We start from the raw sequence: 26,921 nt of genomic DNA, 5'->3' as shown, positions 1-26,921 counted from the left end.
AACAAACAAGGCCATACTTTTACCTTGACCCAGGTCACAATTCAAGATAAAAAAAATCATGTTAATTTTTTCATTGGCAGGTCATTTTTTGTTTGCTTTGGTACTTTTGCTGGTATCTGCCGCCATCAGCCTGTTTTTAATCAAACGTACCCAGGTTCTGGATATCCCCAACGGGCGCTCCTCCCATAAAAAACCCACCCCCACCATCGGAGGTGTTGCCATTGTGTTTACTTTCTTTCTAAGCATGATCATGCTCTATTTGTTTGCGGGGAAAACAATGATTTCAGAACGTTTTTTTCTGGGATTTACTTTTTCTGCTTTACTTATTGCTGGCATGTCCCTGTATGATGATCTCAAGAAAAAACCTTTTTACATCCGCCTTGCCACCCACGTCATTGCCGTTCTGATGGTAATGGGATTTGGCATCATTATCCACCGGGTGGATTTCCCCCCGGGTTTAATGTTTTTGACCAATCGCTCCCTGGGAGCTTTTGGATATTTTGTCACCTTTTGGTGGATATTGGGCATGATTAATGCCTATAATTTCATGGATGGCCTCAACGGCATGGCCGGGGGTAATGCCATTATTGCCGGAAGTTTCTTTTGTATTATCACCTATACCCAGGGCAGCGATTTTGCCTACATTGTATCATATACCCTTGTGGCAGGTGTGGCAGGATTTTTAATATTTAACTTTCCCCGGGGCAAGCTCTTTATGGGAGACATTGGTAGTACCTTTCTTGGGTTTACCTTTGGTGTCCTGCCCATCATTGCCTCTTTATATGACAATGCGCACACCTCGCTCTTGGTGTTACCCCTGCTTCTTTTTCATTTTATCTATGACACCAGCTTTACATTCATTCGGCGACTTTTTAAGGGTGAAAATGTGTTCCAGGCCCATAGAACCCACTTATATCAATTGTTTAACAGGCTGGGATTTACCCATTTTAAAGTCACTGTCTTTTATTGGGGGGTTGCTGTTTTACAGGGGGTGGGAGCTTTGTGGATGGTGACCATTCCAGGACCCATGCGGCTGATGGTTTTTCTGCCTTATTTGATTTTTCAAATGATCTACACTATAGTTATTATATACCATGCGCGGAAAGGAGGGTTGCTGTGAGCCAGTCATCACCCAATATTATTTTTGGACTTAAAGATTATCCCCGTCCACGACAATCCGGTTTTTTTTATCATAAACCTCCCACCATATTGGGAAATTTCAAAATAAAAACCCTGGCTGTGCTGGATCTTTACATCACAGATGAAGCCTACCTGTTCCAGGTGTTTTCAGAGGGTATTGACAAGCTTCTCACAGATAAAGCCATTGCTGCACAAAAAAAATTTTACCTGACCAATTATGCCACAGAAAACATGAAGGATTTTGTGAAAGATATTCTCCATAAGGTAATACAAGACCGGCTTTAGTTATTGAAAACACCAATGATGCGTTTAATTATAGTGTCAAAATTACCCACAAACCTTTAAAATAGTGTTGTAAATTCATCTATAGATATTTTCGATACATTATATAATCCTAAAACAGGGGATTATCCAGAAAAATACGAAACATATGATCTAACCAATGAAATGATTGAGTATCTGTTTTTATTTGCCCTGCTGCATGATATTGGAAGCGCAGTGTTTATTTTTTTGGGGATTGATCATAAGCTGGGTCACGATACGTGAGATTAAATTTTACCAACTACAACACACTGTAATTAGATATATTAATTTCTCAACTTTCGGTGTTCGCATTTCGTGGTGGGGTCAGGCTTTCGTTATTGACATTATCGAGGCTTTTTGGGTTAGCAAAGGCCCTGGTCGATAACATCAATAACAAAAGCCTGACTCCGTCGGCCACTGAGCCCATCGGTACATTTAAAAATGCCGGCTTTGAAATGAAGCCCGAAAATTGAGTTAATTTTTATCACTAAGGTTTTATGGCAAAATGGCCCACGTTATGACCAAGCCTATTTTTTTTAATGCTGCATTATCTGGGTAAAACAAGATATCTGTTTTACTGATCTGTATTTACTCCCCCATTATCATCATCCATTCAAATAATTAAGGACAAAAAATGAAAATCGGAATAATAGGTCTGGCCCAGACCGGAAAGAAAACTTTGTTTCAGATATTAACAGAAAGCGAATTAAAAGAACAGGCAGGGGCCCCAAAACCCATACCGGGCACTGCTGACATCCTTGATATTCGCTTTGATAACATGGTGGAAATGTATGCCCCGAAAAAAGAAGTGAGAGCCCGCATTGACCTTGTTCTGTTACCCAAAATGGAACAGGAAAATATTGCCCGGGGGGATATATTCAGAGATATTGCAGACATGGATGCCATCTGCCATGTGGTCCGGGCCTTTGAGAATGATGCCATCTACCACGCCGAAGGGTCTGTGGATCCATTGAGGGATACGGAAATGGTCAATGCAGAACTCTTGATGCATGATCAAATATTTGTGGAAAAACGCATTGAACGCATTGAAGAGCTCCTGAAAAAGAAAAAAGAGGACGATCAGCAAAAAGAGCTGGTACTCATGAAAAAGATGCAGACCCACCTGGAGCAGGAAACCCCCCTTCGTCTCCTGGATCTCACAGATGATGAAGAGCTCATGATCAGAAGTTATCCTTTTATCACCAGAAAACAGATGATTTTGGCTGTGAATGTATCTGAAGATGATGTGGGGGACACAGCCTTGCTTGAAGCGCTCAAGGCACCATGCAAGGCTCAGTCCATGGAAGCCATGCTGGTGTCTGCCAAGGTGGAGGCTGAAATCGGCCTTCTGGATAACGAGGAAGAAAAAAAAGAATTCCTGGAGGATCTTGGCATTAAAGAGACTGCACTGGGGAGCTTGACCCGGCTGTGCCTCAAGGCTTTGGGCCTTATCTCCTTTCTCACTGTAGGACAGGATGAGGTCCGGCAGTGGTTAGTGAGAAAAAATTCTTTGGCACCTATGGCAGCCGGTGTGATTCATTCGGATCTCCAACGGGGATTTATCCGGGCCGAAGTGATTAAATATGATGAGCTCATGGAATATGGTTCTGAGGCTGAATTAAAAAAAATGGGAAAAATGTATGTCCAGGGTAAAGAGTATACCGTGGAAGATGGGGATATTTTAAATATTCGATTTAAGGTATGACGATAACTCCAAAGAGGGCATACTCATAACGTTGGCTATTTTGTGATAAAATTTTATTTGTAAAATTTGCATTTAATTACAGAGCGTTATGGTTGATAGAGGTTGTATCTCATATATAGTGTTCCTGCTTACGATCAACTTTCAAAAGGACAAGGTCAGGGTTGTGCCATGATGATATTCCGTTGACATGTCCGTTGTCGGACAGGCTTTTTGGGCCTGGGTCTAATCAAAGAAACGATGTCTTTGGCGGTATTGCAGTTTTAAACTTAGATCCAGGTCCGGTTTCAGGGTTAGTCCATACAGAAATCGTAAAAAATATTTTTCAGGATTCTGCCACGGCTGATTTAAATGCTTCTGTTAATCGAGTCTTGATGTACTCAACAGCACTTTCATCATACTCATCAAGGTCAAAACAATACCCGTCATCTCCCATGAGCCCTTCGGGGATGAGATCGCCCTCCTCATCGGGATCTGTGATCATGTCTTCATAAAAACAGACAGACAACCAGCGTTCCTTAGGATCATCATCAATGACATCTGCCATGGCAAACAGATTGCGTTTGGACTGGTTGGTGTGTCGGGGCCGGAGGGAATAACTTACCCCGGGACGGGCATTAAATTCAAGGGTGATGCCCTCCATGGCCATGATGTGATCCTTAATGGCAATGAATGCCTTGCGGGTAAGGGTTTCTGTGTCTTCCCATTCATCCAGTAATGCGTCAAGTTTTTCCATGTGTCACCTCTTTTTTAAGGTTTTTTTATATGAAATACTCCGCAAATCTGTGGGGCATTTCTACCTTTGTTGTGGGCAGAAGCGGATCAGAAGGCGGTCTGCCCATGGCAGTTATATGAAATACTCCGCAAATCAGGAGAGTATTTCAAGCTTAGTTGTGGGCAGAACCCAATCAGAATAAGGCCTGCCCGAGGCAGGTATAGCATCATAAATCAAGGAGCCTCGGACAGGTGCTTCACCAAATGTCCAAGTTCCGGAAAAATCAAACTCTGACAGGCCAGCTTGCAGGCATTGAGGCTTCCGGGCATGCTAAACACAATAGTGTTACCAATAATTCCCGCCGTAGCCCGGGACATGATGGCTGCCGAATCAATCTGGTCAAAGCTCAGCTGAGCAAACAAAGGGCCAAAGGCGGTGAGTTCCTTTGTGAAAAGCGGAGAAACAGCTTCCACAGTGACATCCCTGGGGCTTAAACCTGTACCGCCGGACATGAGAATCACATGGGGTTCCACATCGTTAACCACATGCTTCACCATCTCCTGTATGGCATTGATCTCATCGGTGACCACATGATGTACCACTGTTTCATGGCCTTCTTTTTTAATCTGTTTTTTCATCCAGATTCCGCTTTTATCCTCTGCGATTCCCCGGGTGGTGGATACCGAAACAATGGCCAGGCGGATATTTCGGGGGGTTTCTTTTTTATGCAGCAATGTGCTCATAATTAATTGTCCTCTTTAATGAACACCCTGTCTTCACCGTCATATTCCTGTAGAAACACATTGACGGTGTCGTTGCGAAGGGTGGCAACGGTGGTGCCTTTATAATCGGCCTGGAGGGGCAGTTCCCTGTGGCCCCGATCCACAAGCACCGCAAGCTCAATGCGGGGGGGGCGGCCAAAATCCATGAGTGCATCCATGGCAGCCCGGATGGTGCGCCCGGTGAAGAGCACGTCATCCACAAGGATTACTTGTTTATCATCAACGGAAAAAGGCATCTTTGAAGGCCTGACAATGGGGTGATGGCTGATTTGGGTCCAGTCATCCCGGTAGAGATTGATATCCATGACCCCCATGGGAATCTGCACCCCTTCCAGCATTTCTATTTTATGCTGAATGCGTTTTGCAAGGAAATCCCCCCGGGTCAAAATTCCTGCCAGGGCGATATTTTGTACCCCCTTGTGGGCTTCAATAATTTCATAGGACATCCGGGTGATGGCCCGTTCAATATCTTCCTGGGTGAAAATGGTTCGTTCTCTTTTCATATAAAAACATCCTGTTCCATGATTCATGTATTGCCCTTCGACCCTGTTCTGCCGACGATAAATCCAACAATTATCACTTTTTAATCACCCGGGCAAGCCCTTAAATGGCATCCTTTTCAAAGTGGCTTTGCTATCTTTGAAAAAGTTCTTATGTTTATTTTTGTTTGATTCTATACGTTGCCGTCAATTATGAATTTTATTTTTACAAACATATTTAAAAAGGGAAACAGCACATGAATGTTCAAAAAATGATTAATCAACTGAAAGCTCATCCAGATTACCATAAAGCCGGTATGATTCTATGTCACAATGGTGTGGTTCGTGCAACCTCCAGAGAAGGTCAGGAAGTAACAGGGCTCAAGGTCACGGTGAATCATGAAAAACTTAAGGAAATTGTGGATTTCCAGAAAAATAAGCCGGGCATTGTGGATGTGATTGTGGAGATTGCCGAAGAAAAAGAACTCCAGGTGGGGGATGATGTCATGTTCATTGTGGTGGGGGGGGATATCCGGGAAAATGTCATTGCCGTTCTCACGGAAACCCTGAATCAAGTTAAAGCCGAAGTGACCTCTAAAACCCAATTTTTTAAATAACTGCCACGGGCAGATCTTGTACTGACCCTGCTCTGCCCACAACGAAGCTTGAAATACGTCCCTCATTTGCGGGGTATTTCATATAACCGCCACGGGCGGACCGTATTCTGACCTCGTTCCGCCCACAACAAAGGTAGAGATATTCCCCGGGTTTGCGGGGGTATTTCATATAAAACGGACATGTTTTGCCGGACACAACAAAGCTTACACATCAATGCTATGGGGATTGTTTGCGGCGGGGGTGTCAATCATGGGCAAATCCCACCAAAAAATAATGGCTCCCAGGGTGCTGCCTGCAAAATCTGCCACAACGTCCATAACATCGGCAGATCTGCCCGGGACCAGGGCTTGGTGAAGTTCATCGGAAATTCCATAAATTGTGCCGGCCGCCGCGGCCAGCACAATTATTTTCCACGGAGGCCGGGCCGCTAATTCCCGTTTCAACATCCTCACCGTCAAAGCCCCCAGAAGTGCATATCCCCCCAGGTGGAGCAATTTGTCAGACAAATCAACATCCTGCAGCACCTCCGGGGACGGAAAGCACGATTGCACAAAAATGGCAATGAGATAAATTACCAGGGGCCATCGATATATCAAAGCCTGTCTACTGAAACAGTTGAGCATCCAGGGTTCTTTCCTTGATATGTTTCAGCACCACCTGGGAAAATTCCTCCATGGTCAGTCCCATGCGGACCTTCCCATCCAGGGTTCTCACCGCCAGGGTGCCTGACTCTTTCTCTTTTTCACCAACGGTGATGATCAGGGGTACATAGTTTACCTGGGCCTCCCGGATTTTCTTTTTCAGGCTTTCGGTCCTTTTGTCCACTTCACATCGAATTCCCAGGGCTGACATCTGTTTTTGAAGTTTTTTTGCATGGGAATTCAGTGCGTCATTGATGGGAAGTAAAATTGCCTGGACCGGGGCCAGCCACAGGGGAAATTTTCCGGCAAAATGTTCCACCAGAATACCAAAAAACCGCTCAATGGAGCCGTAAATAACCCGGTGAATCATCACTGGGCGATGTTTTCCGTTGTCAGCGCCTTTATAGGTCAGATCAAATCGTTCCGGCAGGGCCATATCCAGCTGAATGGTGCCGCATTGCCAGGTTCTGCCCAGTGCATCTTTGATGTGGATGTCAATTTTAGGTCCATAAAAGGCCCCATCCCCTTCATTGATGAGATACTCTTTGCCATATTTGTCCAGGGCATTTCTAAGGCCATTGGTGGCCTGCTCCCATTTTTCATCGGACCCAATGGATTTTTCAGGACGGGTGGATAGTTCCAGATGAAACCCCAGACCAAATTGACTGTACACCTTTTCCACCAGTTGAAGTACCCCGAGGATCTCTTCTTCAATCTGTTCGGGCATCATGAAAATATGGGCATCGTCCTGGTGAAAGGCCCGGACCCGGAACAGGCCGGACAAGGCACCGGAAAGTTCATGACGATGCACCAGACCGATTTCCCCGGCTCGAAGGGGTAAATCCCTGTACGAATGGGAGCCGGTTTTGTACAGCAGCATGCCCCCGGGGCAGTTCATGGGCTTGATGGCATATTCTTCTTCATCCACCACGGAGGTGTACATGTTTTCTCTGTAGTTTTCCCAATGACCGCTCTTTTCCCATAAATGACGGCTGAGCATCACCGGGGTTTTGGTTTCAACATATCCGGCTTCCCTGTGGGCCTCCCGCCAGTAATCCAGCAGCACATTCCACATATCCATGCCCCGGGCGTGGAAAAAAGGCATGCCTGCGGCTTCCTGGTGAAAGCTGAACAGGTCAAGCTTTGTACCGATTTTTCGATGGTCCCGTTTCTGGGCCTCTTCAATGAGATGAAGATGTTTTTTTAACGCTTTTTTATCAAAAAATGCGGTGCCATAGAGTCGCTGGAGCTGCTGCCGGGTCTGGTCAGCCCGCCAGTAGGCCCCGGAGGTTTTCATGAGCTTGACCCCTTTGATCATGCCGGTGTGGGGAATATGGGGGCCCCGGCAAAGATCTGTGAATCCACCTTGACGGTAAAGGGAAATTTCCTGGTCGTCCAGGGCCTGGATGAGTTCCACTTTATAGGGGTTGTCCTTGAACATCTCAAGGGCCTCGTCCTTGGATACAACGGTGCGCTCAAAATTTTTTTTGGCTTTAATTATTTTTTGCATCTCAGCTTCAATGGCAGGAAAGTCTTCTTCTGATATGGGGTCCATATCAATGTCATAATAAAAACCGTCCTCCACCACCGGCCCAATGGTAAGGGCAGCACGTTCATAAAGATTTTGAACCGCTTCTGCCATGACATGGGCCGCACTGTGCCTTAAAATTTCAAGGGCGGCATCATCCCGGGTGGTGATAAATTTCAATCCGCAGTCACAGGTAATGTCACAGCTTAAATCCATGGGCTGACCATCCACCTCCATGGCCACGCAGCTTCTGGCAAATCCTTCGGAGATGGTTTTTGCCACATCCATTCCAGTGGGAAAGGCTTCAAAAGCCTTTATACTATTATCAGGAAGTGTTATGTTGATCATGATTTTAATCCATTATTAAAGAGTTTAATTAAAATTATTTATAAATTCCTGCAAAACCCACTGTAAAAACAGGAACTTTAATCCGGCATAATAGATGTATGAAAATATTTATGTCGATTACTTGTGGAAAACTTAAACATTAAGGCAACTGCCTGAAACGGTCAAGAAAAAAATGATTGATTATACTATGATCAGCTCAGATGAGGAGTTAGTAAAGATATGTAACAAACTGAAGACAAAAAACCAGATCGCCATGGATCTTGAGGCAGACTCCATGCATCATTTCAAAGAAAAGGTTTGTTTGATACAAATTGCCGATGACACTCAAAATATTCTCATTGATCCCCTGAGTATCACTGATTTTTCTCCCTTAAAACTGTTTTGTGAAAACCCCGACATCACCAAGGTATTCCATGGCGCAGATTTTGATATCAGAACCCTGGAAAGGGATTGTAATATTCGCATTCACAATCTTTTTGACACAGAGATTGCCTGTCGCTTTCTTGGTATTCAACGGCGCAGCCTTGCCGCGTTGCTCAAAAAACATTTTAATCTTTGCCTGGACAAACGATTTCAAAAAACAGATTGGTCCAAAAGGCCCCTGTCAGATGAAATGATCGCATACAGTCTCAACGACGTGTTAAATCTCATTGAACTTTCCCGGATTTTAAAGAAAAAGCTGGAAGACTGCGGTCGGCTTGCCTGGGCCCGGGAGGAATTTCAACTTCAAACCCTGGTCAAGCACGATAACAATTCCTCAGCTCCCCTTTTTATGAAATTTAAAGGGGCCGGAAAAATGTCACGGCGGGGTCTGGCGGTTCTGGAACACCTGCTCCATGTACGCATGGACATTGCCCGGCAAAAAAATCTTCCTTTATTTAAAATCATGGGTGCGGAAAGCATCTCCCATATGGCCACACGCCGTCCTGTCACTTTTGCTGAACTCAAAAAATCAAAGGCCCTGAGCCCTAAACAGATGGGAATGTATGGCGAAAAATGCCTCAAAGCCATCCTGGACGGTCTTGCCGTTCCCACGGAAGAGCTGCCCGTGTATCCCCGGAAAAAAGCACCGGATGTGGCCCCTGAAATTCCCGGAAGAATTCGTGCCCTCAAGGAGATGCGGGAAGATATGAGTAAAAGAACCGGCATGGAGCCGGGCTTTCTCATTAACAATGCCATGATCACCACCATTGCCATGGCATCCCCCGGCAGTCGGCAGGAGTTGCTGGAGATAGACGGTGCCCGCAAGTGGCAGATGGATATCCTTGGGCAGGAGATCATCAACATTTTAAACATATGCGCTTGATCCAGGGGACGTGAAAAGATTGCCTGTTTTGACATTATTGTGCAGGTAAAGATTGTTTGACTGGAACATTTTCCCCGCAGGGTTCCCAGACACGACACAGGGGGATCAAAATAGGTCTGCCAGTGGCAGTGATATGAAACATGCCGATATGTGGAGCGTCAACATCCCCTGAGCGAAAGCCCCAGGGGGGGGGCTTGCCGGTTTTCTACAAAAAACAAAAAGGATGATTAATATGGACGTAAATTTTTCCAAAATGGAGGGACTGGGGAATGATTTTATCTTCATGGATGACAGAACCGGTGCGATAAAAACGCACCTCAATTACCCTGATATTGCCCGCAGGCTTTGTCATCGTCATTTTGGCATCGGTGCTGACGGCATTATTTTAATTCTTAATTCCCACACTGAAGATATTCGTTTTCGCATCTTTAATGCCGATGGCTCCGAAGCCCAGATGTGCGGCAATGGCATGCGCTGTTTTGCAAAGCTGCTTTTTGAAACCGGCATTATAGACCGCCCTGAATTTCATGTGGAAACACTTGCAGGCCGGGTGACGCCCAAAGTCTTTTTTGATAAGGAGAATCGAGTTTCATCCGTTCGAGTGGACATGGGAGAGCCCGCCCTGACCCCAGATAAAATTCCCTTTACAGGCTTATTGTCAGATGCTGTGAGTTGCCCTGTCACCGTGGGAGATGACACGGTCTTGTTGACCCCTGTTTCCATGGGGAATCCGCATGCTGTGGTTTTTGTACCGGATATTCGCGCCATGGATGTTGAAAAAACAGGAACCCCCATTGAGAATCACCCCTGTTTTCCAGAAAAAACCAATGTGGAATTCATTGAAATTGTCAATGAGCATGAAATTAACATGCGGGTATGGGAAAGGGGGGCCGGTGAAACCCTGGCATGTGGTACCGGGGCCTGTGCCGCTGTGGTGGCTTCACACTTAAATGGTAAAACAGGGCCGGAGGTTCTGGTGCACCTGGCAGGCGGTGATCTTAGTATTTATTGGGATAAAAAAACAAACCATATTTATAAGACCGGGCCGGCCACTTTTGTTTTTTCCGGGAAAATTTGCCTTTAGGAATGGGGCTGAAATAAATGCCACGGGGCGGATCTTACTCTGCCCCGGTCTGCCCCAATACCGTCATTCCCGGAATGATCAGCACCGTACTCCAGGTCAATTGATGAGCATTGCCCATGAATTTGAATATTTCAAATGACAAATCTGTTAAACAATAGTATAAAAATAGACAAAAAATTTTCACCACCAGGCATTGAGGCCTTAACACACAACAGTCGGGGAGACAGAAAATGTATGTACTCAGATTTTTGGACATGGATGATGAACTCCATATGGGGTTTGCCTTTGATGGAAGCACAGCCCGAATAATCAAAGGAAATATTTTCGGTGACTTTGATACCACCAACAAAAAGGTGGCTGTCCAGAAAATCCTGGCCCCTGTTCAACCCACTGCCATTTTCTGCATTGGACTTAATTATAGGCTCCATGCCAAAGAGACCGGCATGCCCATACCTGATTACCCTGTGGTGTTCATGAAAAACCCGGCGGCCGTCACCGGTCCCCGGGACATTATCACCATCCCCACATCGTGTATTGATCCCCCCCAGGTGGATTATGAGGCAGAACTTGCCGTGATTATTGGTAAAACCTGTAAAAATGTTACTCCAGATGAGGCCATGGGGTATATATTTGGATATACCTGTGCCAATGATATTTCTGCACGTCGGTGGCAAAAGCATGCCGGAGGGGGACAATGGATCAGGGGAAAGAGCTTTGATACATTTTGTCCCATGGGGCCCGCTCTGGTGACGGCGGATGAAATAACCAATCCCCAGTCGTTGACCGTTGAATGTCGATTGAATGGAAAACTAATGCAGGAAAGTTCCACCTCGGATATGATTTTTTCCATTGGTGAGGTTATTTCCTATCTTTCGGAAAGTACCACATTGCTGCCGGGGACTGTTATTCTCACGGGCACCCCCAGCGGGGTGGGTTACACCAGAAAACCCCAGGTATTTCTCAGACCCGGTGACGTTCTGGAAACAGCCATAACCGGTATGGGGTACCTGGAAAACAAGGTGGTTGAAGAAAGTGATGACTAACAACAGTATACATGGGCGGGGCAGCGCTTAATGGCCAGAGCCAGGCAGGACTATCCGGATATCAGGCCCCCTGTGCTCTCCCCATGGGAGGTGATTGCTTTTGCAACATTAAGGTGGCGGCCTTTCTCCTTTCCTGACTCATAGGCTGAACGGCTGGCAGTACTGTGGGAGATGGATTTGACTGCCACCCTGGGATGACGCATGTGAAAATGGTGCAGCAACTGACTGTCTTCCATACAGATAAGGGCATCTGAATCCTGGGCGTGATCGGACTTTTTTCTATTTTGTTCCATGAATTTCTTTTTTTGTGATGCAAGCTTTTCCCTGAATCCTGCCACCACCCCTGTCATGTACCCGGATCGACTCCGGCAATCGGGGTGGTTTTTTTTATATTCCAGCCAGCTGGATTCTGCGTATTTTAAAATATAGTGGAACACATAATCTGCAATTTTAAGATTGGTTTCTGTGCCGGTAAGTTCCAGCATATAGCCAACCTTGCCCCTCTGGGGCATAAAAGAACTGACCCATACCGTTTGCACAAAATAAAATTCTTTTAAAATCATCGAAGCAAACATGGCGGCCTGGGTTCGCTTGAGCACCGGGTCTGTGATAAAGATGGATTCAAATTCCCTTGGCTTATCATGGTTAATAATATCTATATTGTAGCGGGAGATAAACTGATTGGCCTTGGCTGCAGCAGACGCGGCTTCAAATCTGTTTTTTGATGCCGCAAGTCCCATGAGTTTTTTTACTTTACCCATGATTTTATCCGGTTCATCCGGGGTGTTTTCCCATATCCTCTCTTCCAGGGTACGATAACCGCCCGAGGCCCGGGGATTGGCCTGTCTCTTTATGCAACAGTGCTGAAAAATTTCTCCATGGGGGGGCCGGTGCTCATGTTCGGGAAATGTGGCGGCCATCTGATGGGCCACCTCATGGCGCAGTACCTCGCATATGGAATCCCATCGGCCATTCATTAAAAGGCTCCGGCTCAGCCGAATTTCATGAATATCGTTCACCCATTGTCCCAGGCAAGATTTCATATCCATTATTATAATGGAGGGCATTGTCAGTCGGGCTGCCAGTTTATGGTCCGTATGTCCCAGTTCGTAATGAATTCTTTCCCATTCAAACCTTAGCCTTTCAAGCATCTCCTGCTCCAGCTTTTCCTGAAGATTTCCTCTCTTTTCTTTCATAATTCCCTTTTATTTCATTTATCGTCAATGCTAATACAACAGGCACTCTTATAACTGGCACGGGCATGTTTTGACGGACACAATGAATACAAAAAATGAATTATTCTGGGGTAAACCGACAAAGTGTCGCTTTGGTGCTAAGATTCACGGTTTTATCTTCACCAAAGTATTGTCATGTAATATTATTCAAAATCGACGCTTTTAAAATCAAGAGATCTCATTGCATTATTCTATTATTTGCTGCAAAAGTTCATTCACCTCATTCCGGGTGTACGGTTTAATCAATGCAGCATCAAATCCAAATTCTTTATAATTGGTTATGGTGGGGCTGTGGGGAGAGCCGCTGATAACAATGGATTTCACACTGTCACTGATTTTTTTCATTTTTTTCAGAGTATCACTGCCGCAGATATCGCCGGAAATAATCTGGTCCAGAATAACCAGATCAAATGGGACGTCAGCCTGGAGGGCATACCGGAAGGCCGTAATGGCAGCCTGGCTGTCTTCCACCAGCTCCACCTCGTATCCCATGCTCTGGATAATATTTCCCATGAGCCGCCGCATGGCGATTTCATCATCCATCACCAGAATTTTAACCTTTTTCCCCTTTTCTCCAAAATATTTTTTCCCCAGTTGAACCATGCGTTTGGGGTCATAGGCTGGTATCAAAAGCGTTACCGTGGTACCTTTTTCTTTTTTAGAATCAAAGGATATGGTGCCACCATGATTTTCCAGTATGGAACTTACCACAGCCAGGCCCAGTCCCATGCCTTTTTGAACCCCCCTTTGCTTTGTGGAAAAGTAGGGATCAAATATTTTCGGCAACACCTGTTCAGCAATACCGGAACCGGTGTCTTTAATTTCAATTTTCACAAAACGACCGCCCCCCGGGGATTTAAAATAATTAATATTTGAAATTTCCTCTGAAATAACATAATTTTCAGCGTTAAGGGTGAGGGTACCGCCCTGGGACATGGATTCAATTGAATTGATCAATAAATTTTGAAAAACAATGCGCATCTGGGCCACGTCAAAGTTCACCGGCCACAAGCCACTGTCAATATTAACAATTAATTCAATATTCTCAATGCTGGGAAGCTCCCCCACCGATGACTTCAGGGGCTCAATGAGTTTGCCGATATTTTTTTCGCTGTACTCATAACCGGATATTGCCAGAAATTTATGACTTAGATCCCTGGCCATTTTTACCGATAATTCAGCTTCTTTGAGAAATTCAAGGCGATCATCATCCTGGGAAGCAAGATCAATGGCAAGGGAAAGATTGCCCATAATCACAGCCAGAAGGTTATTATAATCATGGGCAATACCGCCTGCCAGAACCCTGAAGGCAGCATTCTTCTTTGATTGAACATTTTGTTTTTCTCTGAGCTTTAAAACGGTAATATCCCTGACAATATGAACCGCCTGGAAGGGAGGTGCATTATCCTTTAAAATGGGATCCACTGTGATAAGCCACCATTTTCCATCGGGTCGTTGAACTTCATGGGATACCCGTTCAGATCTTTTCAGGGCCTTTTCCAGGGGACAGGGATTGATATCAAGGCAATTGGTGATGATATCATGACAATGCTTTCCAACAACCTCTTTGGGCAACATCCGGGTGAACCCCTGGGAGCTTTCATTTGTTTTAAGAATCCGGCAGTGATCATCAATGATGCTGACCCAGTCGGATATGGAATCAAAGGTATGCTGCCATTGATCCTGGGCTTGCACCAAGGCTTTTTCTTTGGCTTTTAATTCTGAGATATCCCGGATACAGGTGATAAGAGTTGCGACATCGTCCTCCCCGCTGAACTCAGGTGAAACTTCAGCTTCAAACATCCGTGGTCCATTGCCGGCAGTGGGGTATTTAAATTCAAATTTCAGGGGAGTGGCATTTTTAAAGACTTCAAGATTTTTTTCTCGAAACAGATTACACAACTCCCGGGGAAAGCCAATCTCTTCATTGCTGCGCCCCAGATACTGCTCTGGTGTGAATCCTGTGGTATCATAAAAAACCTGATTGGCATACACTGGCCGAAGCTGCCTGTCAATGCGGATAATGCCGTCGGAGGTATTGTTCAGCACCGTTGAAAAATGAAATTCCTTTTCCTGTAATTTTCTATTTAATGCATCATTCTTTTTTTGCAGCTGTTCCAGTTTCTGTTTTAATTCATTATTTATTTGAGTTAAGGGCATTGCACACGGCCTTTAATTTGTTTCAATATAATTGTAATGGAAAAATCGTATTCTGACCCAAAGTTGCCCACAGCAAAGCATGAAAACACACCAGGTTTGCAAATAATTTTTATAAACATCATGGCTTAGACCACTAAGCACAATAAAACATTAAACTCTTAGGAAATCAGAGTCTATCGAGTTACCGCTTATAAATACCAGATAAGCTTTTATTTGAATAACCCGCCTTGAGTATACGGTAAATTAAAAACGGCTGAATCCCTTATGAGCCCAACAAAATAAAATGAGCACACAAGGATTAAATATCATCACGATGCCAAAAATTGATCCAAAAGTAAAGAGTTTTAAATAAAGTTTACAACGCTATCACACACTAATATTTTCCATTCTTTCAAGTGGCACCAAAGGTATCCCGAATAAATCGAGGCCCTTTTTATATTGACTTTTTAAAAACTTAATGTCATAAAGTCAGTTTGTGTAATCATAAAATTATGGTTTGCAAATAACATCCTAATGGATGTTAAATGAAAAGATCTATGGTCTCAAGGAGAGACCTTTTTTATCTGGAAAATTATAAAAACAAGTTTCAACCCTTTCCTTGAAACCTGCAAAAACCCAAAATAATTCTTTCAAAAACAGCCAATTTTATTGGCGGCACAAACACAAAATCAGTATGACAAAATTAATAAATTAACAGCACCTATATTTTCCACGCAAATCAACATTTATACTGACCTAAACTATGCCAAGTATGGACACTTCATTTATTATAGAAATAACCAAACGTGATTTTGCAGAGCGTTTTGCTGGCTCTGTGCTCGGTTCCACTTGGGCAATTATCTGGCCTGTGGTAAATTTATTTATATATATTGTTATTTTTGGTAAAGTCATGGGCGCACGGCTTCCCGGAACGTCGGACATGAATGCCTATGGTATTTACCTGGCAGCTGGTCTTATCCCTTGGGCAGCCTTTGCTGCCACCATAACAAGATCCACTTCTGTTTTTATAGATAAAAAACACATAATATCCAAAGTCAGCACCTCTCTACCATCTTTGCAGCTTCACATTTTCTTATCGGAAACAATTACTTTTTTAATTTCCATGATGGTATTTTTTTTCATTCTGACGCTCCAGGGACATGATTTTCATCCTTCCCTATGGCTGCTGCCATTTCTTTATTATCTTCAACAGCTGCTTGCTCTATCCATTGGATTATTCACTGCAGTGCTTAATGTTTTTATTCGTGATGTGCGGGAAATTACTGGAGTTATTTTACAACTTTGGTTCTGGTTTACTCCCATTGTCTACACATCTGACATACTCCCAGGTGTTGTTCAAAAGATACTGCCCTACAATCCAGCCTATATTATTATTCAATCATACCAAAGAATGTTTATTTTTCATGATTACCCCCCTTTCCATGCGCTATTATTTTTAACAATCACCACCCATATCCTGCTTTCTTTTGCCTTTGCAACCTTCCGTTACCTCGAAAAAGATATAAGGGATTTTTTATGATAGAACCGTTATTTCTCTTCTGCTGGTCAGCTATCTTCATTGCTGCTATTTTTTTTGTTTACCTAAAAGTCGTTTTTCGTTTCAGGATTTACCTTCTATTGACACTGAACCTTATCTTTCTATCAGGTATATTTTATCTTTACCCAACACCCAACAAACTTGCATGCCTGGGAGAAAACATTTCTTTTTATAAAAAAGCTCCATTCACAAAATGTAACCCGCACCCCATGCAAATATCCACACTTAAATGTAAAATATGAAAATTCTTATCAACGCAATCCCCATGACTGGACTTTTGACTGGAATTGCCAGATACCTTCGCAATCTTTATGGTGCCATGGATCGGATTAACGAAACAAGAATCTCTTACTTCAATGGCAAAACCTCGTTGCCATCAATGCCTCCATTGGCAGACCCTGGCACATGGCAACAGTCCACAAAAACAATTAGAGCCTTTCCTGACCCCATTGTCTTTGGAATGAGGGCTGCGCATTGGTTAAAATACGAGCATAGCCTTAATAAACTATGTAAAAAAAAACCATTTCAACTCTACCATGAAACCGCCTTTACCCCGGCAAAAATTTCCAAAATACCAACAATTTTTTCAATTTATGACCTATCACTGCGCCGCCATAGTAAAACACACCCCAGAGAAAGGGTATGGCTTTTTGAGCATTTTATCAAAACGCGCCTAAGATATGCCAGTCACATTTTAACCATTTCAGAATTTATACGCCAGGAGATCATTGAGGAACTCAACGTTCCAGCATCACAGGTAAGTGCCATACATCTGGCCCCCGACCCTTTGTTTTCAAAATGCTCACCAGAGGAGACGGCTCGAATTCAATCAAAATACGATCTTCCATCAACTTACTTATTATTTGTAAGCTCCCTTGAGCCCCGTAAAAATATCGACCTCTTAATTGATGCCATGGAAAAGGCTGATACGGACATTCCCCTTGTTCTTGTGGGGTGGCAAGGGTGGGGAGAAAAACACTGGCTTGATAAATTAAACAAAATAAATATGAAAAATCGAGTTTATCTGATTGGGCACGTTCCTGATAATGATTTGAAAGTTATCTACAATAGCGCCCAAAGCCTTGTATACCCAAGCCTTTATGAAGGATTTGGGCTGCCTATTCTTGAGGCCATGGCCTGTGGTTGCCCTGTAATTTGCTCAAACACAGCGAGCATGCCAGAAGTTGCTGGAAATGCTGCAATTTTCATTGATCCCTCAAGCAGTGATGACTTAGCCCAAGCCATTGAAACCATGACTTATAATACCAAGCTAAGAAAAAGTCTGGTAACCAGAGGAACAACTCGTGCAAAGGAGTTCAACTGGGAAAAAACAGCTACCAAAACACTGGATGTTTTTAAAATGGTGAAATTATGATTTCTGTTCAAAATATTTCTAAAACATTCAAACTTTATCAAACTCCATCAGACAGATTGAAAGAAATTTTTTCAAAACGCTCTTACCACAAATCCTTCAGCGCTGTGAATGACATATCTTTCGAAGTTCAGGAAGGAGAAACATTTGGCATTGTCGGAGAAAACGGTGCAGGCAAATCAACTATTTTAAAATTGTTAACCGGTATTTTACTCCCCGATACCGGAACCATTCACATCAATGGGAAAATAACCGGTCTTCTTGAACTTGGAACCGGATTTAATTCAGAGTTTTCAGGAATTGATAACATTATTCACAATGCTACTTACCTTGGCCTTACCCGCAAAGAAATCGATGATCGACTGGATGCCATCATCGCGTTTACGGAGCTTAAAGATTTCATAAATGAACCGATCAAAACATACTCATCGGGCATGGTTATGAGACTTGCCTTTTCAGTGGCCATCCACGCTGATCCCACGGTTTTTGTAGTGGATGAGGCTCTTTCTGTGGGGGATGCATATTTCCAGCAAAAATGCATGAAAAAGATCAAAGCATTCAAAAAAAAAGGTGGGTCCATTGTCTTTGTCTCCCATGACATGAATGCTGTAAAAGTGCTGTGCGATAAGGCTCTCTTACTTGAAAAGGGCAAAATGCTGGAGCAAGGTGAACCAGAGGGCATAATTAACACATATAATTTTCTCATTGCAAAGCGGTCCCAGGGAGAAAAACTCCAATACCAGGATACGCCCATCTCATCATCAGGCTACGGAAACCACAAAGCCTTTATTGAGAAAATATCACTGATCAACGAGAATAATGATCCGTCTGAAATCCTTTTAAGTGGCCACCCTGTAAAAATTATCATACAAATAATGGGGCACAACGACATAGAAAAGCTGACATTAGGTTTTGTTATTAGAGATAAATACGGCCAGGATATTTATGGAACCAATTCATACCATCTTAAAAAGGAAATTTCTATCAATCAGGGAGAACGAATCAATGTCACATATTCATTCGATCAGTTTAATGTAGGACCAGGGAAATACTCCATCACCGCTGCGCTGCACACCGGATCGAACCACATTGATGAATGCTTCCACTGGCTGGACAAAGGCACCGTATTTGAAGTCATATCCGGCAATGGCCATATTTTCACAGGTCTATTGCGATTGACACCAGAGTTATACATGGATGCAACAAAGCAACAACTATCACCCAACAAACTCCCGACCTGATTGAGAGGTAAAACTATGATTGAAATGCATACCCCCGGCGTGGATGTTTGTGAACTCATAAAATTAGTCAATGAAAAAACGCGTCGATTACCCCCTCTGGATTCAACCAATGGAAAAAAAAATGTTTCATTTTCCCTCTGTCCTGAGTTTGAACCATTCTCTTTCAATGATGAATATTTTCCGTTACCCAAAAAAAATTCATATCATTTAAAAGAATTCCTGAATTACCATGGAGAACGTTTCATTGACAATGCATACCAGTCAATATTACAGAGAAAGCCTGACCAACAAGGGAAAAAAACTTTTTTGACCCGTCTGGAAAAAGGTGAACTGACAAAAACAAATATTATCGGCAGGCTCCGCTATTCTAAAGAAGGAAGAAGTCACAAAATTCCTATCAAAGGACTATTTATTCCTTTTTTACTCCAACTACTTTACCAGGTGCCGGTATTTGGAATTTTTTTTCGACTGTTAACAGCAATTATCAATCTTCCCACTATTTTTAGAAACATTCAGGTACTGGAGAATATGATTTTTAGTGAACAACTGATGCTTAAATCAGCCGTTCACTCACATTCAAATCATATTAGTAAATTAAATAGATACATCAAGGACTTACATATAGAATTAGATATTGCCATTTCATCCAATACAAAAGAAATCAAATCAATTCGAGAAAAAGTCCAAACAATCGCTGAAGACTTTGAAAAACGTCATAAAAAAACAGTCAAAACCCAGCTTAACCAACATAAAGACATTAAAAGGTCACTCTCAACTTTATCCGATAAAATAACACTTCAACTGGACAAGTCCAGCAAAACACATCAACAACTTGTTAATATGGAATACCAGATTGACATCTTGAAAGCTTCCGTTCAAAATTCAAACGAACCGCCCAACGATGAACAGCTATACCCCTCTCAAAAGGACACAGAAAAGCATATTTTTGATAATATGTATTCCGATTTCCAAGACCAATTCAGAGGAAGCAGACAAGAAGTCAAACGCCGCATTTCTTTTTACATCCCCTTTGTCCAAAGTGCTTTAGCAGCAACTGGAAAAGGAATTGTTCTGGACATTGGCTGCGGTCGTGGAGAGTGGCTTGAACTTTTAGCCAAACAAAATATCAATGCACGGGGGCTGGACCTGAACAGGGTCATGGTAAATCGGTGCCATGAAATGCATCTTGATGTCATCGAAACAGATGCAATGGAATATCTCATGAAATTAGATAACCATAGCGTCTCGATCCTTACAGGATTCCACATTGTGGAACATCTTCCATTTAAAACATTGATATCTCTCATTGATGAATCCTTCAGGGTCATTAAACCGGGGGGCATTGTTATTTTTGAAACACCAAACCCTGAAAATATCATGGTGGGTGCATGTAATTTTTATACAGATCCCACCCACAAAAATCCCATACCTCCAGAGACCTTGGAGTTTTTAATCAAAGCAAGGGGGTTTACTAAAATCAAAACGCACAGAATCAATTTAATGAAAGAAACCAAATACTTAGACGATAATAACATGCAAGATATCAATGATGTCCTTTTTGCCATGAGTAAAGAACAGGATTATGCCGTTATAGGATATAAAGAATGAAACCAAAGGCCATTCATCAATTTCATTCAGGATCAGCCGTAGGGGATGCTGTAACCAACAGCATGATTTTTATTCAAGAGATGCTGTCCCAATTGGGCTTTACATCTCAAATTTTTGTTGAAAATCCGGCACCTGGTCTGGAAAAAAAACTTCTGCACTACCAGCAGCTTTCATCCAATGCCAATGATATAATCTTCATTCATCACTCCATGGGCCATGAACTAACGGATTGGATAGAGTCACTTCCAGGCAAAAAGATTCTTATTTACCACAATATCACACCTGCCCGTTTTTTTCCGGAGGACTCTCCCTTTCACCATTATTCACGCATTGGGCGCCAACAATTACGTACATTTCTACCATTAATGGATGCTGCCATTGCCGTGTCAAAAACAAATAAAGAAGAACTGGAATCCCTGGGATATAAAAACGTTACTCAAATCCCTTTACTAATGGATACGGAAATCCTTGAACAACGCCCCTGGGACGAGAACATTGTAACAAACAATGCAGATATATTTACCATACTTTTTGTGGGAAGAGTGGCTCCCAACAAATGTCAGCAAGATTTAATATCCATTGCCAACCGCTTAAAAAATTGTTTCCATCGTCCTTTTCAATTGGTCATGATTGGAAACTGTGACACCCATTGCCCGTATTATAAGAGTTTGATGGAAAATATCATGGCGGCAGGTATGGAAGAGCACATTCACTTTACAGGCAAAATCCCGGACAATGAACTCTTTGGATGGTACCGGGCTGCCGACCTGTTTCTTTGCATGAGTGAACACGAAGGCTTTGGAGTGCCTCTAATTGAGGCAATGGCATTCAACCTTCCTGTTGTGGCATTTAAAAGCAGCAATATTCCCCATACAATGGATGGCGCAGGAATTCTTGTCACCCAAAAAGACCCTTCTGCCATTGCAGCTCTTATTAAAATCATATCCACTGACAAAGCCCTGAAGCGGGCCATTATAAAAAAACAAAAAAAACATGTTGAGCATTTCAAAAAACATAGACTAATAAAACAATTAAAGCTTTTCCTGCAAAAACAAAAAATTGCTATTCCATCAGTCACAGAGTCAAGGTCGGTCTACAATAAAAAACCCCATTATCAGATTGAAGGCCCCTTTGAAACATCATACAGCCTTGCAGTGGTGAATAGAGAACTGGGATTTTCTCTAAACCGCAGCACCCCTGGATCTGTGGGGCTTTTTGCCACTGAAGGTCCCGGGGACTATAGACCGGACAAAAAACTCATCAATGGCATTCCAGGACTAAAGACTTTATGGCAAAAAGGTAAAAAGGGCAGTCAAGCCAATGTGATCATTCGCAATCTTTATCCCCCCAGGGTATCGGACATGGATGGAGAAATAAACCTGCTTTATTTTGCCTGGGAAGAGTCTGGACTGTCCCAACAATGGGTAACACAGTTCAACCGCCACCTGGATGGACTGCCTGTACTATCTGAATTTATAAAAAAAACACTTATTGACAATGGGGTGTCCCTGCCCATCACTGCTGCCGGATGCGGAATGGATCACATTCACAAAGAGCCCGTCATTCCATGCCCCCTTGCAAATCAATCCGGTTTTAAATTTCTTCATATTTCTTCCTGCTTCCCCAGAAAAGGAATCGATATACTACTCAAAGCTTTTGCCGGTACATTTACCTTAAAAGATGATGTGGCCCTTGTAATAAAAACATTTCCCAATGAACACAACACCATTGAGTCACAGGTCCAAAAAATAAAACAACGGTTCCCGGGGTGCCCTCCCATTGAAATTATCAATAAAGATCTTCCCCCAGGTAAAATAGTTGATCTTTACCGCCAATGTCATGCCCTTGTGGCACCTTCCCGGGGTGAGGGATTTGGTCTGCCAATGGCCGAAGCAATGTGGTATGAGCTTCCGGTTATCACCACAGGTCATGGTGGTCAGATGGATTTTTGCACACCGGAGACCAGCTGGCTAATCGACTTTACCTTTCAATCAGCCCAAAGCCATATGCAACTGTTTAATTCTGTATGGGCAGAACCGGATGAGGGGCATCTTGGGCGATTGATGAAACAAGTCCGAAATACTCCCAAAAAAGAACTCCAGACAAAACTTTTCAATGCCAAGGAGATTATTGAAGGTAAATTCACCTGGAATCACTGTGCAAAAAGGTTGCAAAAACTCGAAAAGTACATTGAACAAGCTCCCCCTCTTCAAGAAAAAAGATATCTCATTGGATGGCTTTCTTCGTGGAATACCCGGTGCGGAATTGCCACCTACTCAAAATTTCTGATGGATTCACTGGATATGGAGATTTTTGAACCCCACATTTTTGCATCGTACAGCAGTGGGGATGCCGGGTACAAAAACACATCAATGACCAAATGTTGGCAGGACCACACCGATCAGGGAAAAGAATTACTCGCAGCATTAAAAGAAAAAAAACCCGATATCATTATTATTCAATTTAACTTTGGTTTTTTCAACATTGAAACCCTTAAACAAATCATTGAATTTGCCCAGGAGCAACAGCTGCTTTCCATTATTTTTTTCCATGCCACCAAAGATGTCAACAAGCCCGATTTTAAAGCATCCCTCAGCACAATACGCACAAGCCTTGCTAAAGTAGATCGTCTTCTGGTTCATGGTGTGGAGGACTTAAATCGACTAAAATCCTGGGGTTTGTACCAAAATACAGCAATTTTTCCCCATGGCCTTCAAAAAGCCCCTTTTCTGCCACAGGATGATGCAAAAAAACTTGCCCAAATACCGCACCATAAAATTGTAATTGCAAGTTATGGTTTTATGTTACCCCATAAAGGCCTGGAGGCTTTACTTGAAGCATTTTCAATTTTGATAAACAAACACAAAAATCTGCATTTATTAATGCTCAATGCACTCTACCCAGTCCCGGAATCCACAAAAACAGAATCGAATTGTCTCGATTTAATAAAAAAACATCAACTGGAAAGCTCGGTGACAATGAAAACGGATTTTTCAGACGACAGGGAAACACTTCAATTGCTACAGGCAGCCACCATGGTGGTATTTCCTTACCAAAACACCGCAGAATCCGTGAGCGGCGCTGTTCGATATGGCCTTGCAACCCGTCGTGCTGTTATCTGTACTCCACTTGATATTTTTAATGATATCGGTGATATTATTCATTTATTACCAGGAACCAAAATCAAAGATATCGTCCAAGGGCTGGACAAATTACTTTCCCAAGGAGAAAACGTTAACAGTAAACTGGAAACTCAAAATAGATACCTTGATGAACATTCCTGGGATGTTCTGGGCAGAAGGCTTTCCGGTATGCTTAAAGGACTTTTAATTAACAAATATTCCATTGAATAAAAAGTTCCCCCTTCCACCCCTAAAAAATCGGGGAAGTCAATTTACCTCAAATGGAGGGGGGTACACTTTTAATCCCATGAGTCCGAAGTTCTCATTTGCCATATCACATGGGATATTTTAAATTTCAAAAACACATTATATGGCGTCAAATCGGAGAACTTATGACTGACGAGTTTTAATTATTAATATTTAGTATTAAGACACCTATTTCCGATTACTCATAAAAATTACAAACCTTAAAGCCTTCCTGTTTGCACAAGTGATCTCTTTGCGCTTCCTCCAAATCATATTGAATCATTTCCTGGATCATATTTTCAAAAGAAATTCGGGGTTCCCAGCCCAGCATATTTTTTGCCTTTGCGGGATCACCAAGCAGGGTTTTGACCTCAGCAGGTCTGAAGTAACGGGGATCCACACGGACAATCACATCCCCTGGTTTTAAAATATTTGCTTTTTGTCCCAAATCCAAATTTTGTCTTTGCTCTATTTTTGAAGGCTTGATCCTATCCACAATACCCTTTTCATCAACCCCTTCACCTTCCCATTTCAGCAAAATACCAAGTTCATTGGCAGCCAGTTCAACAAACTCTCTTACGGAATGCTGAACACCAGTTGCAATGACAAAATCATCCGGGTTATTTTGTTGCAACATCAACCATTGCATTTCCACATAATCTTTTGCATGCCCCCAATCCCTTTTGGCATCCAAATTACCAAGGGAGACAAATTTTTTCAGACCAAGAAAAATGCGTGCAAGGGCTCTGGTTATTTTTCTGGTTACAAAGGTTTCTCCACGAAGGGGGGATTCATGGTTAAACAAAATGCCATTACAGGCATAAAGCCCATAAGCTTCTCTGTAATTCACAACGATCCAATAAGCATAAAGTTTTGCAACAGAATAGGGGGAGCGGGGATGAAATGGTGTTTCTTCATTCTGGGGGGTTTCTTTAACCTTACCAAAAAGCTCGGATGTTGATGCTTGATAAAACCGACATTTCTCAACAAGGCCAAGCATTTTGATCGCTTCCAGCAGCCTGAGAGTACCCATTGCATTTGTGTCTGAAGTGTACTCAGGTGCTTCAAAAGAAACAGCCACATGGGATTGGGCTGCAAGATTATAAACTTCATCCGGTTGAACTTTTTGGATAATTCTGACAAGATTTGAAGCATCTGTCAGATCTCCATAGTGTAAAATCAATTTACGATTTTTTACATGTTCTTCCTGGTAAAGATGATCAATTCTCTGGGTATTAAATAAAGAAGCCCGACGTTTTATACCATGGACTTCATATCCTTTTTGTATCAAAAATTCGGTTAAATATGCGCCATCCTGGCCTGTTATACCTGTTATTAACGCTCTTTTCATTTTTATCCCTTTATTTTCCACATCACTGCTTCACTGGCGCAGTTTGAAGTTCTGCTTCCACCATCAACCTTGCAACATCACAGGTGGTATATTCTGCTTTCCATTTAAGTAGTTTTTCCGCTTTAGCAGGATTTGCTTTTACTCTCTTAATATCTGCCGGGCGCAAATATTTTTTATCTGTTTCTAAATGATTTTTCCAATTCAGACCAAGCGTTTCAAACACAGAAATAATAAACTGCTCCAATTGGCATGTTCTACCGGTTGCGATCACAAAATCATCCGGTTTCTCCTGTTGCAGCATCAACCACATGGCATTGACGTATTCTGGTGCCCAGCCCCAATCCCGTTCAATGGAAATATTCCCAAGAACAAGTTTTTCATTACTCCCCCTGAAAATGCGACAGGCAGTATTCACAATCTTTCGGGTTACAAAGGTTTCTGGACGTAAAAAAGATTCATGATTAAACAAAATGCCAGTGCAGGCAAAAAGTTTATACGCTTCGCGATAATTGGCAGTTTGAAAACAGGCTGAAGCCTTGGCAACCGCGTATGGACTTCTTGGAAAAAAAGGAGTGTTTTCTGTTGCGGCTTTTCCCTGGGTATTACCAAAGCACTCACTGGAACCGGCATTGAAAAGCTTAATAGATCCATTGATCCGACGAAGGACTTCGAGCAAATTCATATTGGCAATGCTGATACTTTCATAGGTTTCAACGGGTTTTTTAAAGGAGAGAGCAACAGAGCTCTGTCCAGAAAGATCATAGATTTCATCAGGGGTATTTTTTTCAACAAGTTTGAAGACAGAATCAAAGTCAAGCATTGAGCAAGAAATAAGCTCAATATGCCCCCAAGCCTTTACTCTTTTAAGATTTACAAATGAATTATTGTTGATATTTCTGGATACCCCAACGACTTGATATCCCTTTTCCAACAATATTTTTGATAGAAAAGCACCATCCTGACCTGAAATGCCGAATATAATGGCTTTTTTCATTAAGTGTTCCCAGATAATATTAATTTTATTTAATCATAAAGCCATGAAATTTTGACTCTACAAAACTCTCTGTTTGCCTTGCCATAAAACTTTACATACACAACTCACAAAAAAAGGTCTCATTTATGAGACCATTTTTATCAACTTGATTTATGAACCAAATATTTTTTTCAAATAATGATAAAATTCTATCAAAATTATGAGTTAAATTAATATACACTCCCCAAAAAAAGAGTCAGCATACAATCATTCAGAGCCCAACTATCTCTAAAATGGCTATAAACATTAGTAAAATCCCACACCTGCATATAAAATTTTTATGTATATCATTGATAAAATCACAAGTCAATGCCTTGAAAAGAGACG

General features: G+C 42.5%; 21 protein-coding genes. 12 read left to right on the top strand and 9 right to left on the bottom strand.

The annotated features are described in order from the left end of the window. Positions 1 to 58 precede the first annotated feature (58 nt). The 3 genes from B9A32_RS10275 (at position 59) to B9A32_RS10265 (ending at position 3,148) form a co-directional block, all read left to right on the top strand. A complete protein-coding gene (locus B9A32_RS10275) occupies positions 59 to 1,120 on the top strand; it encodes a glycosyltransferase family 4 protein (protein ID WP_084069090.1) in 1,062 nt (353 codons plus the stop codon). Next, positions 1,117 to 1,425 carry a hypothetical protein gene (locus tag B9A32_RS10270; protein WP_084069088.1) on the top strand — a complete coding sequence of 103 codons (309 nt, stop codon included), beginning with the start codon at positions 1,117 to 1,119 and terminating at the stop codon, positions 1,423 to 1,425. The genes B9A32_RS10275 and B9A32_RS10270 overlap by 4 nt, the downstream gene beginning before the upstream one ends. A 652-nt stretch (positions 1,426 to 2,077) precedes the next feature. Next, on the top strand, positions 2,078 to 3,148 hold the full coding sequence (locus B9A32_RS10265; protein ID WP_084069085.1) for a DUF933 domain-containing protein: 1,071 nt from the start codon (positions 2,078 to 2,080) through the stop codon (positions 3,146 to 3,148). 322 nt (positions 3,149 to 3,470) lie between these two features. Here B9A32_RS10265 and B9A32_RS10260 read toward each other — a convergent pair whose 3' ends face one another. From B9A32_RS10260 to pyrR, 3 genes are all read right to left on the bottom strand, one after another. After that, a complete protein-coding gene (locus B9A32_RS10260) occupies positions 3,471 to 3,881 on the bottom strand; it encodes a hypothetical protein (RefSeq protein ID WP_084069083.1) in 411 nt (136 codons plus the stop codon). A gap of 212 nt (positions 3,882 to 4,093) precedes the next feature. Then, complete coding sequence (locus B9A32_RS10255; RefSeq protein ID WP_084069080.1) at positions 4,094 to 4,603, bottom strand: MogA/MoaB family molybdenum cofactor biosynthesis protein; 510 nt, start codon at positions 4,601 to 4,603, stop codon at positions 4,094 to 4,096. Between the two features lie 2 nt (positions 4,604 to 4,605). Beyond that, the gene (gene pyrR / locus B9A32_RS10250; RefSeq protein WP_084069078.1) at positions 4,606 to 5,145 is read right to left on the bottom strand and encodes a bifunctional pyr operon transcriptional regulator/uracil phosphoribosyltransferase PyrR; all 540 of its coding nucleotides are present in this window, start codon (positions 5,143 to 5,145) and stop codon (positions 4,606 to 4,608) included. A 233-nt stretch (positions 5,146 to 5,378) separates the two neighbouring features. Between pyrR and B9A32_RS10245 the strand changes: the two genes are divergently transcribed. Continuing rightward, positions 5,379 to 5,738 (top strand): molybdenum cofactor biosynthesis protein MoaE, encoded by a 360-nt coding sequence (locus B9A32_RS10245; RefSeq protein ID WP_084069075.1) that lies wholly within the window; start codon positions 5,379 to 5,381, stop codon positions 5,736 to 5,738. A gap of 204 nt (positions 5,739 to 5,942) precedes the next feature. Here B9A32_RS10245 and B9A32_RS10240 read toward each other — a convergent pair whose 3' ends face one another. Further along, positions 5,943 to 6,362: a VanZ family protein gene (locus B9A32_RS10240; protein WP_084069072.1), complete on the bottom strand. Its 420-nt coding sequence runs from the start codon at positions 6,360 to 6,362 to the stop codon at positions 5,943 to 5,945. Further along, the gene (gene thrS / locus B9A32_RS10235; RefSeq protein ID WP_084069070.1) at positions 6,343 to 8,256 is read right to left on the bottom strand and encodes a threonine--tRNA ligase; all 1,914 of its coding nucleotides are present in this window, start codon (positions 8,254 to 8,256) and stop codon (positions 6,343 to 6,345) included. Before thrS ends, B9A32_RS10240 begins: the two co-directional genes overlap by 20 nt. A gap of 172 nt (positions 8,257 to 8,428) precedes the next feature. Here thrS and B9A32_RS10230 point away from each other — a divergent pair, with 172 nt between their 5' ends. From B9A32_RS10230 to B9A32_RS10220, 3 genes are all read left to right on the top strand, one after another. Continuing rightward, complete coding sequence (locus tag B9A32_RS10230; RefSeq protein WP_084069068.1) at positions 8,429 to 9,562, top strand: ribonuclease D; 1,134 nt, start codon at positions 8,429 to 8,431, stop codon at positions 9,560 to 9,562. A gap of 232 nt (positions 9,563 to 9,794) precedes the next feature. After that, positions 9,795 to 10,646 (top strand): diaminopimelate epimerase, encoded by an 852-nt coding sequence (dapF, locus tag B9A32_RS10225; RefSeq protein ID WP_084069066.1) that lies wholly within the window; start codon positions 9,795 to 9,797, stop codon positions 10,644 to 10,646. 230 nt (positions 10,647 to 10,876) lie between these two features. After that, entirely contained in the window at positions 10,877 to 11,689 is an 813-nt protein-coding gene (locus B9A32_RS10220; protein ID WP_084069063.1) for a fumarylacetoacetate hydrolase family protein, read from the top strand. 50 nt (positions 11,690 to 11,739) lie between these two features. Here B9A32_RS10220 and B9A32_RS10215 read toward each other — a convergent pair whose 3' ends face one another. Further along, positions 11,740 to 12,885, bottom strand: coding sequence for a SprT-like domain-containing protein (locus tag B9A32_RS10215; protein ID WP_084069061.1), 1,146 nt, complete (start codon positions 12,883 to 12,885; stop codon positions 11,740 to 11,742). A 225-nt stretch (positions 12,886 to 13,110) separates the two neighbouring features. Further along, the gene (locus B9A32_RS10210; protein WP_084069059.1) at positions 13,111 to 15,084 is read right to left on the bottom strand and encodes a PAS domain-containing hybrid sensor histidine kinase/response regulator; all 1,974 of its coding nucleotides are present in this window, start codon (positions 15,082 to 15,084) and stop codon (positions 13,111 to 13,113) included. A gap of 751 nt (positions 15,085 to 15,835) precedes the next feature. On the opposite strand from B9A32_RS10210, the gene B9A32_RS10205 reads away from it, so the two are divergent. The 5 genes from B9A32_RS10205 to B9A32_RS10180 all read left to right on the top strand — a co-directional run bounded on the left by B9A32_RS10205 (position 15,836) and on the right by B9A32_RS10180 (position 24,195). Continuing rightward, on the top strand, positions 15,836 to 16,603 hold the full coding sequence (locus B9A32_RS10205) for an ABC transporter permease (RefSeq protein WP_232367117.1): 768 nt from the start codon (positions 15,836 to 15,838) through the stop codon (positions 16,601 to 16,603). Positions 16,604 to 16,859: 256 nt separating this feature from the next. Continuing rightward, a complete protein-coding gene (locus B9A32_RS10195; protein ID WP_232367116.1) occupies positions 16,860 to 17,996 on the top strand; it encodes a glycosyltransferase family 4 protein in 1,137 nt (378 codons plus the stop codon). Beyond that, positions 17,993 to 19,234, top strand: a complete 1,242-nt coding sequence (locus B9A32_RS10190) for an ABC transporter ATP-binding protein (protein ID WP_084069051.1) — start codon at positions 17,993 to 17,995, stop codon at positions 19,232 to 19,234. Before B9A32_RS10195 ends, B9A32_RS10190 begins: the two co-directional genes overlap by 4 nt. 15 nt (positions 19,235 to 19,249) lie before the next feature. Next, positions 19,250 to 20,842 (top strand): methyltransferase domain-containing protein, encoded by a 1,593-nt coding sequence (locus B9A32_RS10185; RefSeq protein WP_084069049.1) that lies wholly within the window; start codon positions 19,250 to 19,252, stop codon positions 20,840 to 20,842. Beyond that, positions 20,839 to 24,195, top strand: a complete 3,357-nt coding sequence (locus B9A32_RS10180) for a glycosyltransferase (protein ID WP_084069046.1) — start codon at positions 20,839 to 20,841, stop codon at positions 24,193 to 24,195. The genes B9A32_RS10185 and B9A32_RS10180 overlap by 4 nt, the downstream gene beginning before the upstream one ends. Positions 24,196 to 24,409: 214 nt before the next feature. Here the strand turns inward: B9A32_RS10180 and gmd are convergent, their stop codons facing one another. Next, positions 24,410 to 25,561, bottom strand: coding sequence for a GDP-mannose 4,6-dehydratase (gene gmd / locus B9A32_RS10175; RefSeq protein ID WP_084069043.1), 1,152 nt, complete (start codon positions 25,559 to 25,561; stop codon positions 24,410 to 24,412). Between the two features lie 22 nt (positions 25,562 to 25,583). Beyond that, a complete protein-coding gene (locus B9A32_RS10170; protein WP_084069042.1) occupies positions 25,584 to 26,555 on the bottom strand; it encodes a GDP-mannose 4,6-dehydratase in 972 nt (323 codons plus the stop codon). Positions 26,556 to 26,921: the final 366 nt, after the last annotated feature.

The organism is Desulfocicer vacuolatum DSM 3385 (genome assembly GCF_900176365.1).
GTDB lineage: Bacteria > Desulfobacterota > Desulfobacteria > Desulfobacterales > Desulfobacteraceae > Desulfocicer > Desulfocicer vacuolatum.
This window is presented reverse-complemented; position numbering and strand designations above follow the sequence as displayed.

Coding starts and splice junctions, on each gene's coding strand:
- B9A32_RS10275 (WP_084069090.1), top strand. CDS start 59: ATGTTAATTTTTTCATTGGCAGGTCATTTTTTGTTTGCTTTGGTACTT.
- B9A32_RS10265 (WP_084069085.1), top strand. CDS start 2,078: ATGAAAATCGGAATAATAGGTCTGGCCCAGACCGGAAAGAAAACTTTG.
- B9A32_RS10260 (WP_084069083.1), bottom strand. CDS start 3,881: ATGGAAAAACTTGACGCATTACTGGATGAATGGGAAGACACAGAAACC.
- B9A32_RS10255 (WP_084069080.1), bottom strand. CDS start 4,603: ATGAGCACATTGCTGCATAAAAAAGAAACCCCCCGAAATATCCGCCTG.
- pyrR (WP_084069078.1), bottom strand. CDS start 5,145: ATGAAAAGAGAACGAACCATTTTCACCCAGGAAGATATTGAACGGGCC.
- B9A32_RS10245 (WP_084069075.1), top strand. CDS start 5,379: ATGAATGTTCAAAAAATGATTAATCAACTGAAAGCTCATCCAGATTAC.
- B9A32_RS10240 (WP_084069072.1), bottom strand. CDS start 6,362: ATGCTCAACTGTTTCAGTAGACAGGCTTTGATATATCGATGGCCCCTG.
- thrS (WP_084069070.1), bottom strand. CDS start 8,256: ATGATCAACATAACACTTCCTGATAATAGTATAAAGGCTTTTGAAGCC.
- B9A32_RS10230 (WP_084069068.1), top strand. CDS start 8,429: ATGATTGATTATACTATGATCAGCTCAGATGAGGAGTTAGTAAAGATA.
- dapF (WP_084069066.1), top strand. CDS start 9,795: ATGGACGTAAATTTTTCCAAAATGGAGGGACTGGGGAATGATTTTATC.
- B9A32_RS10220 (WP_084069063.1), top strand. CDS start 10,877: ATGTATGTACTCAGATTTTTGGACATGGATGATGAACTCCATATGGGG.
- B9A32_RS10215 (WP_084069061.1), bottom strand. CDS start 12,885: ATGAAAGAAAAGAGAGGAAATCTTCAGGAAAAGCTGGAGCAGGAGATG.
- B9A32_RS10210 (WP_084069059.1), bottom strand. CDS start 15,084: ATGCCCTTAACTCAAATAAATAATGAATTAAAACAGAAACTGGAACAG.
- B9A32_RS10205 (WP_232367117.1), top strand. CDS start 15,836: ATGGACACTTCATTTATTATAGAAATAACCAAACGTGATTTTGCAGAG.
- B9A32_RS10195 (WP_232367116.1), top strand. CDS start 16,860: ATGAAAATTCTTATCAACGCAATCCCCATGACTGGACTTTTGACTGGA.
- B9A32_RS10190 (WP_084069051.1), top strand. CDS start 17,993: ATGATTTCTGTTCAAAATATTTCTAAAACATTCAAACTTTATCAAACT.
- B9A32_RS10185 (WP_084069049.1), top strand. CDS start 19,250: ATGATTGAAATGCATACCCCCGGCGTGGATGTTTGTGAACTCATAAAA.
- B9A32_RS10180 (WP_084069046.1), top strand. CDS start 20,839: ATGAAACCAAAGGCCATTCATCAATTTCATTCAGGATCAGCCGTAGGG.
- gmd (WP_084069043.1), bottom strand. CDS start 25,561: ATGAAAAGAGCGTTAATAACAGGTATAACAGGCCAGGATGGCGCATAT.
- B9A32_RS10170 (WP_084069042.1), bottom strand. CDS start 26,555: ATGAAAAAAGCCATTATATTCGGCATTTCAGGTCAGGATGGTGCTTTT.